At 69.1% G+C, this 14647-nt stretch carries 14 protein-coding genes; 5 read left to right on the forward strand and 9 right to left on the reverse strand.

The genetic code is table 11. The features are described 5' to 3' along the window. Both ACWIGI_RS41300 and mscL read right to left on the reverse strand, forming a co-directional pair. Nucleotides 1-319: MFS transporter (locus ACWIGI_RS41300; protein WP_454209151.1), on the reverse strand; the 319-nt coding region annotated here is incomplete at its 3' end. A gap of 128 nt (nucleotides 320-447) precedes the next feature. Next, on the reverse strand, nucleotides 448-966 hold the full coding sequence (gene mscL / locus ACWIGI_RS41305; RefSeq protein ID WP_454209164.1) for a large conductance mechanosensitive channel protein MscL: 519 nt from the start codon (nucleotides 964-966) through the stop codon (nucleotides 448-450). 289 nt (nucleotides 967-1255) lie between these two features. Here mscL and ACWIGI_RS41310 point away from each other — a divergent pair, with 289 nt between their 5' ends. Further along, nucleotides 1256-2068: a sterol desaturase family protein gene (locus ACWIGI_RS41310; protein WP_454209153.1), complete on the forward strand. Its 813-nt coding sequence runs from the start codon at nucleotides 1256-1258 to the stop codon at nucleotides 2066-2068. Between the two features lie 8 nt (nucleotides 2069-2076). On the opposite strand, the gene ACWIGI_RS41315 is transcribed toward ACWIGI_RS41310, so the two are convergent. From ACWIGI_RS41315 to ACWIGI_RS41335, 5 genes are all read right to left on the reverse strand, one after another. Beyond that, nucleotides 2077-3651: a BCCT family transporter gene (locus tag ACWIGI_RS41315; RefSeq protein ID WP_454209154.1), complete on the reverse strand. Its 1575-nt coding sequence runs from the start codon at nucleotides 3649-3651 to the stop codon at nucleotides 2077-2079. A 122-nt stretch (nucleotides 3652-3773) separates the two neighbouring features. Next, a complete protein-coding gene (locus ACWIGI_RS41320; RefSeq protein ID WP_454209155.1) occupies nucleotides 3774-4043 on the reverse strand; it encodes a hypothetical protein in 270 nt (89 codons plus the stop codon). 8 nt (nucleotides 4044-4051) lie between these two features. Beyond that, entirely contained in the window at nucleotides 4052-4300 is a 249-nt protein-coding gene (locus ACWIGI_RS41325; protein ID WP_454209156.1) for a hypothetical protein, read from the reverse strand. 182 nt (nucleotides 4301-4482) lie between these two features. Then, nucleotides 4483-5781, reverse strand: a complete 1299-nt coding sequence (locus ACWIGI_RS41330) for a D-arabinono-1,4-lactone oxidase (RefSeq protein WP_454209157.1) — start codon at nucleotides 5779-5781, stop codon at nucleotides 4483-4485. Between the two features lie 125 nt (nucleotides 5782-5906). Beyond that, a complete protein-coding gene (locus ACWIGI_RS41335) occupies nucleotides 5907-6581 on the reverse strand; it encodes a TetR/AcrR family transcriptional regulator (RefSeq protein WP_454209158.1) in 675 nt (224 codons plus the stop codon). Nucleotides 6582-6699: 118 nt separating this feature from the next. On the opposite strand from ACWIGI_RS41335, the gene ACWIGI_RS41340 reads away from it, so the two are divergent. Beyond that, a complete protein-coding gene (locus ACWIGI_RS41340) occupies nucleotides 6700-8199 on the forward strand; it encodes an MFS transporter (protein ID WP_454209159.1) in 1500 nt (499 codons plus the stop codon). 149 nt (nucleotides 8200-8348) lie between these two features. Here the strand turns inward: ACWIGI_RS41340 and ACWIGI_RS41345 are convergent, their stop codons facing one another. Beyond that, on the reverse strand, nucleotides 8349-9521 hold the full coding sequence (locus ACWIGI_RS41345) for a lipase family protein (protein ID WP_454209160.1): 1173 nt from the start codon (nucleotides 9519-9521) through the stop codon (nucleotides 8349-8351). Between the two features lie 777 nt (nucleotides 9522-10298). Here ACWIGI_RS41345 and pgm point away from each other — a divergent pair. The 3 genes from pgm to ACWIGI_RS41360 all read left to right on the forward strand — a co-directional run bounded on the left by pgm (nucleotide 10299) and on the right by ACWIGI_RS41360 (nucleotide 14030). Then, nucleotides 10299-11939, forward strand: coding sequence for a phosphoglucomutase (alpha-D-glucose-1,6-bisphosphate-dependent) (gene pgm / locus ACWIGI_RS41350; RefSeq protein ID WP_454209165.1), 1641 nt, complete (start codon nucleotides 10299-10301; stop codon nucleotides 11937-11939). Continuing rightward, entirely contained in the window at nucleotides 11932-13137 is a 1206-nt protein-coding gene (locus ACWIGI_RS41355; RefSeq protein WP_454209161.1) for an MFS transporter, read from the forward strand. Before pgm ends, ACWIGI_RS41355 begins: the two co-directional genes overlap by 8 nt. A 152-nt stretch (nucleotides 13138-13289) precedes the next feature. Continuing rightward, nucleotides 13290-14030: a DsbA family protein gene (locus tag ACWIGI_RS41360; protein ID WP_454209162.1), complete on the forward strand. Its 741-nt coding sequence runs from the start codon at nucleotides 13290-13292 to the stop codon at nucleotides 14028-14030. A 36-nt stretch (nucleotides 14031-14066) separates the two neighbouring features. On the opposite strand, the gene ACWIGI_RS41365 is transcribed toward ACWIGI_RS41360, so the two are convergent. Beyond that, complete coding sequence (locus tag ACWIGI_RS41365) at nucleotides 14067-14384, reverse strand: hypothetical protein (RefSeq protein WP_454209163.1); 318 nt, start codon at nucleotides 14382-14384, stop codon at nucleotides 14067-14069. Nucleotides 14385-14647: the final 263 nt, after the last annotated feature.

Raw genomic sequence — 14647 nt, forward strand, 5'->3', positions numbered from 1 at the left:
CCACCGAGGCCAGGCCGAACAGCACGAAACCGGTGATGAACAGCCGCTTGCGGCCGAATCGATCGCTGATCGCCCCGCAGGTGATGAGCAGGCCGCCCAGCACCAGCCCGTAGAGGTCGACGATCCACAGCTGCTGGATCGGGCTGGGCGCCATGTGATCGATCAGCGAGGGCAGGGCCACGTTCAGGATCGTGGCGTCCATGGCGACCAGACCCAGGCTCGCGCACAGCACGGCGAGCATGGCCCAGCGACCGGGCATCGGCTCGGCGCTGCTGTCGGGTCGATCCTGCGAAAGTTCCCGGGGCGGGATGCGACCCACGTGCGAGCCTCCTCGGATAGACGCCTACCGGCCGGACAGCAGCAACACTCTGGCTAGCACGATAGTCCGTGTGCGGTCCGCGGCAGGGCGCGCGGACCGAAGACGTCCGGTTCGAGGAGAATCGCGGCCTACTTGTCGGCGCGCTCCGGATGCCGCGCCGGGACGCCGGGGGTGACGGCCGCGGAGTGGACCGATGCCGGATTGACGGCGGAGGTGGCGGTGGTGACCGTGTTCGACTCCGACTCCGCGCCGGACTTGCCCGCGTTCTGCTCGACCAGCAGATCGCGAATCTGGACGAGCAGCTCGATCTCGGTGGGATCGGCCTTGATCTCGGTCTGGCGGGCCAGCCGGCGCTGCAGGTGGGTCATGGGGACCATCAGGATGAAATACAGCACCGCGGCGACGGTGATGAAGTTGATGACCGCGCTGATGATCGGGCCGAGGGCGACGAAGGTGGCCGGCTTGCTGCCGATGATCTGGAAGCCGAGTCCGAATTCGCTGTTCCCGCCGAGCACGGCCAGCAGCGGTTCGAGTAGGCCCTTGGTCACCGAGGTCACGATGGCGGTGAAGGCGGTACCCATGACCACCGCGACCGCGAGATCGATAACATTGCCCCGCATCAGGAAATCTTTGAAACCCTTGAGCATGACGCTGTGTAACCCCATCCGTGACGACTCCGTTATGTACTTCGCCGCAGTCTAAAGGCTCCGGACCACGTGATTCGAACTCGGTGCACCCGGCTTGACGACGCTCACATCACACCGTCCGGGGTGGGCTATGACTCCCCGGGCCGGGTTCGTGAACCCGGTCGTCCCGCCCCGCCGGGTCGACGTCCGGGCAGGAGCGGCGGCCCGGTTGGTAGATTGCCGGAGGTAGTGGCGACGGTCGACCGAACGGGGTGGGAGTGGCCGAAAAGGCTTCTTCCTCTTCATCGCGGTGGAGGTGTGGACGCTGCGGGACCGCGACGAGGTCACCGGCTACCTGGCCCGGGACACCCGCACCAGCCTGTCCATGGGCCTGCTCTCGCTGATCTCGTCACTGCTGCTCAAACTCGGTGTGCTGCTGGGGTTCAGCTACCTGTGGGCCGTCGCGCCCTGGCACGTACCCACCGACACCTGGTGGGGCTGGGCGCTGCTGCTGGTCGTGGTGGACCTGTCGCTGTACTTCAATCACCGCTTCTCGCACCGGGTCCGGATCGGCTGGGCCGCGCACCGGGCGCACCACTCGAGCGAGTACTTCAACTTCGGCACCGCGCTGCGGCAGAAGTGGAACCCCTGGTCCGAGGCGCTGTTCTGGGCGCCGCTGCCACTGCTGGGCTTCGCGCCGTGGGCGATCTACATCGCGCTGACCCTGAACCTGATCTACCAGTTCTTCACCCACACCGAGACCGTCGGCAAGCTGCCCCGCCCGATCGAGTACATCTTCAACACCCCGTCGCACCACCGGGTGCACCACGGATCGGACCCGGAATACCTGGACAAGAACTACGGCGGCATCTTCATCGTGTGGGACCGGATGTTCGGCACGTTCCAGGCCGAACTGCACCGTCCCCGTTACGGATTGACCACCCCGGTCGGCACCTACAACCTGCTGAAGCTGGAGTACGGCGAGTACGTGAACATCGTCCGCGACGTCCGCGGCGCGCACCGCCTGCGGGACAAGCTCGGCTACATCTTCGCCCCGCCCGGGTGGCGGCCCGCCGCTCCCGCCGTCGCGCCGCGATCCGCCGTCGTCGCGCCGCCGTCCTGAATCACGTGCTACTTCTTCGGTTTTCGCCCCGCCTGCTCGGCCCGGAACGTGCGGACCAGGGCCCAGCACATGGCGAGCATGACCACGCTGAACGGCAGCGCGATCAGGATCGCTACGGTCTGCAGGGTGGTCAGCGCCGAGGCGCCCTCGCCGCTGGCCACCAGCAGGGCGATGGCGACGCCGCCCGTCGCGAAGGTCCAGAAGGCCCGGCTCCAGGTCGGCGGTTCCGGATTGCCGCCCGAGGACAGCATGTTCATGACCAGCGCGCCGGAATCGGCGGAGGTGACGAAGAACAGCACGATCACCAGGATCGCCAGGCCGGCGGTGAGACTGCCGCCGGGCAGGGTGTCCAGCAGCGCGAACAGGGCGCTGTCGCGATCGGGGCCGTCCGGGCCGACGAGGCCGCCGCCGCCGAACATCTCGCGGTTCAGGGCCGCGCCGCCGAAGACCGCGAACCAGACGAAGGTCAGCAGGGTCGGCACCAGCAGCACCCCGGCCACGAATTCGCGGACCGTGCGCCCGCGCGAGATGCGCGCGATGAACACCCCGACGAAGGGCGCCCAGGAAATCCACCAGCCCCAGTAGAAGACGGTCCACTGCTGGGTCCACGCGGTGCCGGTCGGGCCTTCGGTCGCACCGGTATAGAGGCTGATCTTGGGCAGCGACTGGATGTACGCCCCGATGTTCTGCACCAGGTCGTTGACGATGAACAGTGTCGGCCCGGCGACCAGTATGAAGAGCATCAGCAATCCCGCGATGCCCATGTTCGCCTGCGAGAGCAGCTTGATGCCCTTGTCGACGCCGGTCACCACCGAGATGGTGGCCAGTCCGGTCACCACCAGGATCAGCACCACCTGCAGGCCCTTACCGGGTTCGTGCAGCCAGCCCTGATAGTTCAGACCCGCCGAGATCTGCAGGATGCCCAGGCCCAGTGAGGTGGCCACGCCGAACACGGTGCCGATGACCGCCACGATGTCGATGGCGTCCCCGCGCCAGCCCCGGATCCGATCGCCCACCAGCGATTCCAGCGACCAGCGGATCGAGACCGGCCTGCCCTTGCGATGAATGGAGTAGCCGATGGCCAGCCCGACCACCACGTAGATGGCCCAGGGGTGAATTCCCCAGTGCAGGAACGTTTGCACCATGGCGGCGTCGGCGCGCTGGGCCGCGGTGTCGCCGACGCCGGGCCGCGGATCGTCGTAGTGGAACAGCGGCTCGGCCACGCCCCAGAACACCAGGCCGATGCCCATGCCCGCCGCGAACAGCATGGAAAGCCAAGCGCCCATGGAGTATTCGGCGCGCTCACCGTCCTGTCCCAGCGTGATGTCGCCGAAGCGCCCCACCCCGAGCCAGATCGCGAACACCACGAACAGCGTCACGATGACGATGTAGTACCAGCCGAATCCGCCGATCACGTTGTCCTGCAGCGCTTTCGCCTGGCGCGCCGCGAGATCGCGGAACACGATGGCGTAGACGGTGAAGGCGGCGACCACGATCGCCGATGGCCAGAACACCCGGGGCGCCACCGCCGCCCGGGGATGCACGGGCGCCGGATCGGACGAGGTGGTCTTCGGTGCGCTCACGGGCAGCCGTCCTCCGTCGAGTGGTTCGAACCGCGCCGCGGCGCAACCGTGCTCGACCTCGCCGAGTCGCACGGGTGTCCGGGTGCGGGGGTGCGGGGACCGGTGCCCCCGCACCCGATGGCCTACTTTCCGACCCGGTCCTTCAAGGCCTCGACGATCGCGTTGACCGCCGCCATGACGTCCTGGGCGGCGTGCTCGAGGTTGGCGCGCACGTCCTCGAGGGTGCCCTGCATATCCTCGGTGTTGATCTTGTCGGCGAACGCCTTGGCCATATCGGCGAGGTCGGCCGCGGCGGTACTCGCGCGGTCGGAGAGTTCGGCGGCGGCTCCGCTGGCCTTCTCGGCGAGCTGCCCGGCGGCGGCGGTCAGACCGTTATCCTCATTCGTCGGCATACCGGCGGCTACTTCGCGCCGCCGCCGAGCTTGTCCTTCATCCTGTCGACGAACCCGCCGACCTTCTCCCGGACGTCCTCGACCGCGTCCTTGATCTTCTCCTCGACCTGGTCCGCCTTGCCCTCGGCGTCCTTCGCGGCGTCCTGTGTCGCGGACTTCGCCTTGTCGGCGGCCTCACGCGCCTTGGCTTCGGCATCCTGGGCGGCGTCCTTGGCCTTGCCGGCCGCCTCATCGAATTTGTCGTTGATCTCAGACATCGAAACCTCCTCGCGTGTGGTCACACCCGGGGACCGGGCGTGCATCCGGGACAGTCCGACGAACAGAAACGCACTTGTAGCGATCTTTCAGCAAATGAGCATAGTCGGCTCCGGACCCGGTGCCCAGAAAAGCGCCGAGCCGGGTGCGTGTGCACCCGGCTCGGGGAGGTTGCGGCGTGGGCTCAGCCCACGGGTCCCAATACCCGTTCGATGTAGTTGTTGGTGAAACGGCCCTTGGGGTCGAACCGCCGCCGGACCGCGGCGAACTTCTCCCACTCCGGGTACCGCTCGGCGAGGGTCTCGGCGGTCTGGAAGTGCCGCTTGCCCCAGTGCGGGCGGCCGTTGTATTGGTCGAACACCCGCTCGCAGGCGCGGAAGTAGGGCTCGTACTCCATGCCCGCGTACTGGTGCACCGCGATGTAGCAGGTCTCGCGGCCGCCGGCGGGGGACAGGAAGGCGTCGTCCGGCGCGACCCAGCGCACCTCGATCGGCATGACGGTGTCGAAGTGCGCGGCGACCTCTTTGATCTCGCGGATCGCGTCGGCCGAATGCTCGCGCGGGATGGCGTATTCCATCTCGGTGAAGCGGAAGAGCCGGGGGCTGGCGAAGACCCGGTGCGAGCGCTCGACCTGGCGGCGGTAGCTGCCGGCGTAGGCCGCGGCCCGCTGCACGTACGGGATCAGCTTCGGCTGCGCGCGGGTGAGCTTGCACAGCGCGTCGAAGGTGTGGTTGGTGATGAGGATGTCGGAGAACCAGTCCACGACCGGGTGCCGGGGCTGCTCGGGCAGCTCGACCCGGTTGTTGCGCTTGGTCATCGCCAGCGGGCTGTGCGCGAACATGTAGAACTCGAAGTGCTCGTTGCCGTCGACGTGGGTGTCCAGGTCGGCCAGCACGTCCTCGACCGGCTCGGGCCGCTCGACGCCCTCGAGCACGAACGACGGCACCATCTGCATGGTGACCTCGGTGACCACGCCCAGCGCGCCGACATTCACCCGCGCGGCGCGCCAGCCGTCGGGATCGGTCTGCTCGTTGAGCTCGACCCGGCTGCCGTCGGCGAGCATGAGCTCCACCGAATGCAGTGCGGCCGAGAGGTTCTGGAGCTTGGCGCCGGTGCCGTGGGTGCCGGTGGCCGTCGCGCCCGCGATGGACTGCACGTCGATGTCGCCGAGGTTGGGGAAGGCCAGGCCCAGCGGGTGCAGCGCGGTGCTGGCGGCGTTCAGGGTGATGCCGGCCTCGGCGCGGACCAGGCCGGTGGCGCGATCCACCGAGAGGATCTTGTCGAGCTTGTTCAGGCGCATCAGGGTGCCGTCGGTGAGCACGGTCTCGGTGAAGGAATGGCCCGATCCGGCGACCCGGACGGTGTGCCCGGCGGCCTCGGCCCGCGCCAGCACGGTGGCGACTTCCTCGGGCGAGCCCGGTGCGGCGAAGGACGCCGGAGAACAGCTCTGATCTCCGGCCCAGTTCACCCATGAGTTGGTCATGCGACCAACTTTAAACCCGCAGTGTGATGTGCGCTACTGGAATGTGACCAAAAGCTAGCTGGAGTGCGAATTTCTTCCGCTTCTCGCGCTGCGGGACCGGTGGGCCGGTCCCGCGGGCGTGATCGTCAGCGTTTGCTCTTCTCGCAGATCGCGACTTTCGCCGCGTGTACCTCGTCGTCGGTGAGCGCGGGCACGTTCAGCGGCAGGCGCGGGACCGAGTCGCCGCGCACGCCGTTGAGGACGACCGCGGCGTAGCGCCGCCACACCTCGGGATTGACCGTGCGCGCGAAGCCGGCCACGCCGTCGACCATGTTCACCAGGGCGAAGAAGTCGCCGGGTTCGATGTCGGGCTGCACGACGCCGGAATCCTTGGCGCGCTGCACGACCTGATGCATGCCGGGCTGGATGCGATCGCGCACGCAGGTGAAGCGGTCGATGCTGTCGCGCATCTCGAGCAGCACCTCGCTGAGCCCGCGGTTGGCGGCCATGTGCTGGCAGGCGTATTCGAACAACTCGACCAGGCCCTGCCACGGGTCGCGGTGGTGTAGCGCGGTGTCCACGGCGGCCGCGAACTCCGAGACGTTCTGGTCGAACACCTCGGAGATGAGCTCCTGCTTGTTCGCGAAGCGGCGGTAGACGGTGCCGACGCCCACGCCCGCCTTGGCGGCGACATCGTCCAGCGTGATCTCGAGACCGTGCTCGGCGAATAGTTCGCTCGCCGCGGTGATGATCCGCTGTTGATTGCGGGCGGCGTCCGCGCGCAAACGCCGAGGTGGGGGCGCGGTGGTGACGTGATTCACACCCAGATCCTAACAGGAGACGGGATTATCCGGAGGCTGTTTCTCCGTTTAGCTGTTAGCTTTGATCGGTAAACGGAGATGGGCTCTCCGTTAATCCTAGGGGACGAGGAGAACAACCATGACGACAGCTCTCGAGAAAGAGCCCGCGGCGCCCGCGCCGGCCGGTGACGGCAGGCGCGGATCGCACGCCATGCGCTGGTGGGTGCTCGCCGTACTCGGCGTCGCACAGCTGATGGTCGTGCTCGACGCGACCGTCGTGAACATCGCACTGCCCGAGGCCCAGCTCGATCTGGGCTTCTCCAACGCCGACCGCCAGTGGGTGATCACCGGCTACGCCCTGGCGTTCGGCAGCCTGCTGCTGTTGGGCGGCCGCCTCTCCGACCTGTTCGGGCGCCGGACCACCTTCATCGCCGGGCTCATCGGCTTCGCCGTCGCCTCGGCCGTGGGCGGCGCCGCGGCCAACTTCGAGATCCTGGTCGCCTCGCGTGTCGCGCAGGGCGTGTTCGGCGCGCTGCTCGCGCCCGCCGCGCTCTCGCTGCTGACTGTCACCTTCACCGAGCCCGGTGAGCGCGCCAAGGCGTTCGGCATCTTCGGCGCCATCGCGGGCGCCGGCGGCGCGCTGGGCCTGCTGCTCGGCGGCGCGCTCACCGAATGGGCGTCGTGGCGCTGGGTCATGTACGTGAACCTCGTCTTCGCGGCCGTCGCGCTGGTCGGCGCGATCCTGTTGCTGGCCAAGCACACCGCCACCGAGCGGCCCAAGCTGGACCTGCCCGGCACGCTCTCGGTGACCGCCGCGCTGTTCGCCATCGTGTACGGCTTCTCCAAGGCCGAGACCGACGGCTGGACCGATTCGGCGACCCTGGGCTTCCTGATCGGCGGCGTGATCCTGCTCGGCGTGTTCGTGTTCCTGGAGCAGCGCGTCAAGAACCCGCTGCTGCCGCTGCGCGTGGTCCTGGACCGCACCCGTGCCGCGTCCTACATCACCGTGTTCGCCATCGGCATCGGCATGTTCGCGATGTTCCTGTTCCTGACCTACTACATGCAGCAGTCGCTGTCGTACTCGCCGATCGTCACCGGCGTCGCCTTCCTGCCGATGGTCGCGGGCATGGTGGCCTCCTCCACGACGGTGCCCTCGCTGCTGGTGCCCCGGGTCGGGCCGCGCGCGACCGTGGTCGCGGGCTTCCTGATCGCCGCGGTGGGCATGGCGCTGCTGACCAACATCGGCGTCGACACCGCGTACGCCACGCACATCCTGCCCAGCCTGATCCTCATGGGCGTCGGCCTCGGCACCGCGATGTCGACCGCGTTCATCGGCGCGACCTCGGGCGTGCATCACACCGACGCCGGCGTGGCCTCGGCCATGGTGAACACCAGCCAGCAGGTCGGCGGTTCCATCGGCACCGCGCTGCTGAGCACGCTGGCGGCGTCCTCGTTCGATGACTATGTGGCCGAGCGGGTTCCGTCGCCGCAGACGCTGGCCGAGGCCGCCGTGCAGAGCTACACCACCACCTTCTGGTGGGCGGCGGCCATCTTCGTGGTCGGCGCGGTGATCACCGGATTCATCATGCCCAACACTGTCCCGCAGCCGTCGGAGGGTGAACCGGTTCTGGCGCACTGAGATTCGAATAGCCGCGCGCCGATCTCACGAACGAGCGCGCGGCGACTCGGGTACCGGCCGTCCCGCGGTACGACGGGGGCCCACTCGCGATTCGCGAGTGGGCCCCTGTCGTGTTCACACGTGTTGTACTCGAGCGACCGCCGAAAGCGTCAGCGGCAGTTGGACGGTGCGGGCCTGCCCGCGAAACGATCACCGATCCAGCCCATCGCGTTCATCGTGCCGGGCGCGATCGCGGTGAGGTGATCGGTGCCCGGGATGACGTCGAACTGCACCGGGGTGCCCGCGCCGCAGTACTTCGCGGCGGTGTTCATCGCCAGATCCAGCGGCACCTGATCGTTGCCGCCGTGCCACTGGTAGATCGGGGCGCGCGGCACCCCGGGGTAGATCTCCAGCGCGTTGGCGTGGAAGGTGCTGATCAGCGTCGGGTCGTTCTCCATGCCCGGGTTGAACATCTCCCCGATGGTGTGGCCCGCGCCGGCCGAGATGATGTCGTCCACACACGCATTGGCGATGCGATCGCGCATGGCGAAGCCGGCGGGGGTCAGGGCGTTGCCGAGCGGCAGTTCGCCCGGGTACTCCCGTTCCATGCCCATCGCGACCGCGAAGCCCAGCCCGAACAGCGGGTGCGGGGTGTCACCGACCTGAATGGCCATCTTGCCCGGGTTCACCGGCACGCCACCCATGGCGATGCCGACGATGGGCAGTTCGGGCGCGTACTCCGCGGCCAGCGCGCCCGCGAAGCCGGTGGACATCGCGCCACCGGAGTAGCCGACCATGCCGACCGGTGAATCACCCAGGCCCGCGGGGGCGAAACGCTTGGCCGCGCGGATGCCGTCGAGGGTGATCTGGCCGCCGAGCCGAGCCGCGCCGTAGGCACTGGTCGGTCCCAGGTGATCCGGAACCGCCACCGCCCAGCCGCGGGCCAGCAGCATGTTCAGCGCGGCGGATTCCTTGAGCCCGCCGTCGAAGAGCGCGTGCGACGGCGCGCACTGCAGGCCGAGCGAGTTCACGAACGGCTGGTACGAGACCAGCGGGTGGTTGCCGCCGCCGGGCGGCACGATCACCGTGGTCACCGCGGCGATGGGGCCGCCGCTGGAATCGGTGGAGTGAAAGAGCAACTGCCACACGGTGGAACCGGGCCAGCCGTGGACGCCCACCATGCGCGAGCGCAGGACATCGCCGGGTGCGCTGGCGCCGAGATCGCCTGGGGCGTAGTAGAAACCGTCCGCCTCGGGAACGGGGTAGACCGCGCCGTGCGCGGTGGGTGCGTTGGTCGCCACCGCGATCGCTACTGCGGCAATTCCGCAGGTTCGGAACAGCATGCTTCTGATCGACTGCCGTACCGACAAAGTTGGCTCTCCTCGTGGCCGATGGGACAACACCTGGCAAGCCGCACCATCCTTGCAGTTCCGGGCGTTCATTCGGCTTCAGCAACACACCCTTTCGCAGTGAAATGGCAAACAACTGGCGCGAGTTCGGGGACGCGCCGGTGACCGCCTCGGCCCGGCCGGCGAGATCGCGCCCCTGCTGCGACGGCCCGGAAGTTCGTAGACTGCTGGAAACGGGCCGGATCCCTTCCGCGCCCGGCCACCTCGGGGGACGGTGGTCGATATCGCCGGGCGCGTGGCGGGGACGGGCGTGGCACGGTGGATGTCGGAACGGCTCGACGGAACGGGGGCACGTGATGGGTGAGGTTCGGCGATGACGGCCGCACCGGTGACACGGGGCGATAGGGTCGGCATGACGGCCCGCTATCTGCCCGATCGGGTGCGGGCTCCGCGAGCCTCCGGCGTCCGTACGCCGCGCGCGCCGCGGGTGAAAGCCGCCGAATCGGGGGCTGCGAGCCCGCCGGACGCTGTGGGAGCGCATCATTGGGAGTTCGGCGCCGCGGGAATCGGGTCTCGCGGGGCACCGGCCGCGCTCGGTACGTTCGGCTGTGCAACGATTCGATGGGCTGAGGAGAGCGTTGACAGCTATGCGGTGGCGAACGTAGTGATCGGCGGCGAGGCACGTCCGGTCGCGGCCCGGTCCGGGTGGCGGGTGGGACCGTGATGCTGATGACCAGCCGGGCGCAGGCGATACGGAAGGGCGGTGCGAGCATGGCTCACGATCGCGCGGGACGTCCCGCGCGGCCCACGGATCTCGAGGACATCGCCCACCTGGTGACGGCCTACTACAGCCGCATCCCGGATCCGTCCGTGCCCGCGCAGCTGGTGTCCTTCGGAACCTCGGGCCATCGCGGGTCCAGCCTCGACGTCGCCTTCAACGAGGCGCACATCCTGGCCATCACGCAGGCGATCGTGGAGTACCGGGCGAGTCGCGGCATCACCGGGCCGCTGTACCTGGCCCGTGACACGCACGCGCTGTCCGAGCCCGCGTGGACCACCGCGCTCGAGGTGCTCGCCGCCAACGACGTCACCACCATGATCGACGCGCGGGACAGGTACACGCCCACACCGGCTTTGAGCCACGCGGTGCTGCGGCACAATCGCGGCGGCACCCGGCATCAGGCGGACGGGATCGTGGTCACGCCGTCGCACAATCCGCCCCGCGACGGCGGGTTCAAGTACAACCCGCCGCACGGCGGGCCCGCCGACACGGTCGCCACCGACGCGATCGCCGCCCGCGCGAACGAACTGCTGCGCGGCGGGCTCGCCGACGTCAAGCGCACGAGCCTGGCCACCGCGCTGGCCGGCAAGGTCGAGCGCTACGACTACCTGGACCGCTACATCGGCGATCTGCCGAACGTGCTGAACCTGGACGCGGTGCGCGGGGCCGGGATCCGGCTCGGCGCGGACCCCATGGGCGGTGCGAGCGTGGACTATTGGGAGGAGATCGGGCAGCGGTACGACCTGGAGCTCGAGGTCGTCAACCCGTTCGTCGATCCGACCTGGCGCTTCATGACCCTGGACAGCGACGGCAAGATCCGGATGGATCCGTCCTCGCGCTACGCCATGGCCTCGCTGGTGGCGATTCGCGACGACTACGACATCTCCACCGGCAACGACGCCGACGCCGATCGGCACGGCATCGTGACTCCCGATGCGGGACTGATGAATCCGAACCACTACCTGGCGGTGGCGATCGAGTACCTGATCGCGAACCGGATGGGGTGGGACGCGCTGACCAAGATCGGCAAGACGGTGGTGACCTCCTCGATGATCGATCGCGTGGTCGGGGTGCTCGGCCGCGACGTGTACGAGGTGCCGGTCGGGTTCAAATGGTTCGTGCCCGGATTGTTCAGCGGCAGCCTCGCTTTCGGCGGTGAGGAGAGCGCGGGGGCCTCGTTCCTGCGCATGGACGGCACCGTGTGGACCACCGACAAGGACGGGATTCTGCTCTCGCTGCTGGCCGCGGAGATCACCGCGGTCACCGGGCAGAGCCCGTCCACGCGCTACGCCGAGCTCGAGAAGCGATACGGGAGCCCGGCCTACAACCGGATCGACGCCGCCGCCACCGTGGAACAGAAAGCGCGGTTGTCGGCGTTGACGCCGGACATGATTACCGCGAAGGAGATAGCCGGGGAACCGATCACCGGCATTCAGACCCGGGCCCGCGGCAACGGTGCGGCGCTGGGCGGGGTGAAGGTCACCACCGAGAACGCCTGGTTCGCCGCCCGCCCGTCCGGCACCGAGGACAAGTACAAGATCTACGCGGAATCGTTCCAGGGGCCCGAGCATCTCGCGCAGGTGCAGGCGGCCGCGGAGGAGATGGTGGGACAGGCCCTGAACGGTGGCTAGATCCAAGGCCCTGCCGGTCGAGATCTGGGTACTGGTGGGGTCGGCGTTCACCATCGCGATCGGGTTCGGTCTCGTCGCGCCCGCGCTGCCGCAGTTCGCGCGCAGCTTCGGTGTCGGGGTCGCGGCGGCCTCGTTCATCATCAGCGCCTTCGCGCTCATGCGGCTGATCTTCGCGCCCATGAGCGGCAAACTCATGCAGCGGCTGGGGGAGCGGCCGGTCTATCTGACCGGGTTGATCATCGTGGCGGTGTCGACGGGGGCGTGCGCGTTCGCCCAGACCTATTGGCAGCTGCTGGTATTGCGGTCGCTGGGCGGTATCGGGTCGACCATGTTCACGGTGTCCTCGCTGGCGCTGGTGATTCGGATGTCGCCGCCCGCCGAGCGCGGGCGGGTGTCCGGGGTGTACTCGACCAGCTTTCTGATCGGGTCGATCAGCGGGCCGCTGGTCGGCGGCGCGCTGACCTTCCTGGGTTTGCGCGCGCCGTTCCTCATCTACTGCGTGGCGCTGCTGATCGCGTCGCTGATCGTGTATGTGGCGCTGAAGGATTCCCCGCTGGTCACCCCGGAGACCGCCGGCGCTATGCGGATCATGACCTTCCGCGAGGGGCTGGCGAACCCGGCGTATCGGGCCGCGCTCTGGTCCAATTTCGGCAACGGCGCGGCGGTGTTCGGCGTGCGTATGGCGCTGGTGCCGCTCATCGTCGTGGAGGTGCTCGACGAGGGCGCGGCCATGGCGGGTGTGGCGCTGACGGTGTTCGCGGCGGGCAACGCGGCGGTGCTGTTCCTGTCCGGGCGCTGGTCGGACACGCTGGGGCGCAAGCCGTTCCTGATCGCGGGCACGCTGGTCTGCGCGCTGGGCACCGCCGGGCTGGGGCTGGCGCCGAGCCTGCCGTGGTTCCTCGTCGCCTCGGCGGTGGCGGGGCTGGGGTCGGGCATGTTCTCGCCCGCGCTGCAGGCGTCGGTGGCCGATATCGTCGGGCCGAACACGCGTGGCGGGCCGGTGCTTGCGGGGTATCAGATGTCCGCCGACCTGGGCACGTTCCTCGGGCCGTACCTGATCGGGCTGCTCGCTGATCAGGTGTCGTACGGGCTGGCGCTCGGGGTGACGGGTGTGCTGCTGGCTTCGGCGACCGCGGCGTGGCTGGCGGTGCCGGAGACCTTGCATCGCAAGGAGTCCGCGCCTACGCCGGTGGTGTGATCGGGGCCCGCGCCGATGCGGCGGGTGTGACGCTGCTCGCGTGGTGAGGAGAGGCCGTCGTGGCCGGCGCCGGGCGTCGGGCGCGGAACGGCGCGGGCGTTCCCGGCGGGGTGGGTGGGCGTTCGGGCGCGCGGTGGTGCAGAGTGGGCGGGGTGAGCACACCGTCTTCGAAACACACTCCGCGGCCGGTCTCGAGCAAGACCACCTACGCCCTCGCGGCGGTCGCCGTGGTCGTGATCGGGTTGATCGTCTTCGCCGTCATGCAGTGGAGCGGTGGTGGGGACGAGGTGCGCAACGACGGCTACGGCTCCTCCCACAACCCCGAGGTGAGCGTCGCGCTGGACTCCGACGGCGCGATCGTGCTCGGCAAGTCGGGCGTCGCGAAAACCGTTGAGATCTACGAGGATCCGCTGTGCCCCGCCTGCGGGCAGCTCGAGCGCCGCTACGGCCAGGAGATCGCGCAGCAGGTCGACGAGGGCAAGATCGCGGTGCGCTACCGCCTGGTGAACTTCCTCGATGACGCCTCGCGCAGCAAGGACTACTCCACTCGCGCGGTGGCGGCGAACGAGTGCGTCGCCCAGGCCGGCGACGGTCCCGTCTACGCGAAGTTCCACACGGCCCTGTTCACCACCGACCAGCCCGAGGAGCGCGCGGCCGACCACGACAACGCGGCCCTGGCCGCCCTGGCGAAGAACGCGGGCGCCTCGGCCGATGTGGTCAGCTGCATCATCACCGGCGATCGCCTCGAGACGGCCCGCGGCCACGCCGAGTCCGCGATCAGCTCCCTGAAGTCCGCCCTGGGCAGCGACAAGGCCGCGACCCCGACGGTGTTCGTCGACGGCAAGAAGGTCGATGTCAACGACAGCGAGTGGGTTCTGAACGCGGGCAAGTAGTCCCGAGGTTCTCGCGGCGGGCGGCTCGGCCGGTAGTCAGCCGTCGAGTATCGCGCGGCGCAGTCTGCCGGTGTAGTTCCCGGCGCGGTCCAGGGCGTCGTCGGCGGCGTCGAGTTCGAGGAGCGCCTCCTCGAAAACCTCGGTGGCGCCGGCGACGCAGTAGTGCGGGGAGGTGAGCGCGCCGACCCCCGGCGTGTCCAGGAGCAGCCCGCTCTCGGGCAGCTCGCGGTACGCCCGCGCCAGGTCGTCGACCTCGTGCCGCAGCGCCGCGAGCCGCTCGCGCAGCAGTCGCCGCCGCTGCTCCAGCAGCAGGGGATCCGAACTGTCGGCGGTCGCACCCGGGTTCGTGCTCATGAGCCCAGCATGCGGGATGGCGGTGTCGGCGGCCCGCTATTCCGCTGCGGACGAACACGTTTGGGGTGCGGCCCATCGAATGGACAGGAGGGCCGCACCCCGGGCGAGGGGCCGCACCGGGATGCGGCCCCGTGGTCTCGGTTTCCGGCGTGCACCGGGGACGTAGGCGGAGTGGGGGGGCGGCGGGGGGGGCGCCCCCCGGGGCCCCCCCCCCGGGGGGGGCCGCGGGGGGGCCACACCACCCGGGGGGGGGGCCAAGAAGG

The sequence above is a fragment of the Nocardia sp. NPDC055321 genome (genome assembly GCF_053645575.1).

What these genes read in the sequence shown, in the direction of transcription:
- ACWIGI_RS41340 (WP_454209159.1), top strand. Translation starts at nt 6,700, where the DNA reads ATGACGACAGCTCTCGAGAAAGAGCCCGCGGCGCCCGCGCCGGCCGGT.
- ACWIGI_RS41320 (WP_454209155.1), bottom strand. Translation starts at nt 4,043, where the DNA reads ATGCCGACGAATGAGGATAACGGTCTGACCGCCGCCGCCGGGCAGCTC.
- mscL (WP_454209164.1), bottom strand. Translation starts at nt 966, where the DNA reads ATGCTCAAGGGTTTCAAAGATTTCCTGATGCGGGGCAATGTTATCGAT.
- ACWIGI_RS41330 (WP_454209157.1), bottom strand. Translation starts at nt 5,781, where the DNA reads ATGACCAACTCATGGGTGAACTGGGCCGGAGATCAGAGCTGTTCTCCG.
- ACWIGI_RS41365 (WP_454209163.1), bottom strand. Translation starts at nt 14,384, where the DNA reads ATGAGCACGAACCCGGGTGCGACCGCCGACAGTTCGGATCCCCTGCTG.
- ACWIGI_RS41345 (WP_454209160.1), bottom strand. Translation starts at nt 9,521, where the DNA reads ATGCTGTTCCGAACCTGCGGAATTGCCGCAGTAGCGATCGCGGTGGCG.
- pgm (WP_454209165.1), top strand. Translation starts at nt 10,299, where the DNA reads ATGGCTCACGATCGCGCGGGACGTCCCGCGCGGCCCACGGATCTCGAG.
- ACWIGI_RS41325 (WP_454209156.1), bottom strand. Translation starts at nt 4,300, where the DNA reads ATGTCTGAGATCAACGACAAATTCGATGAGGCGGCCGGCAAGGCCAAG.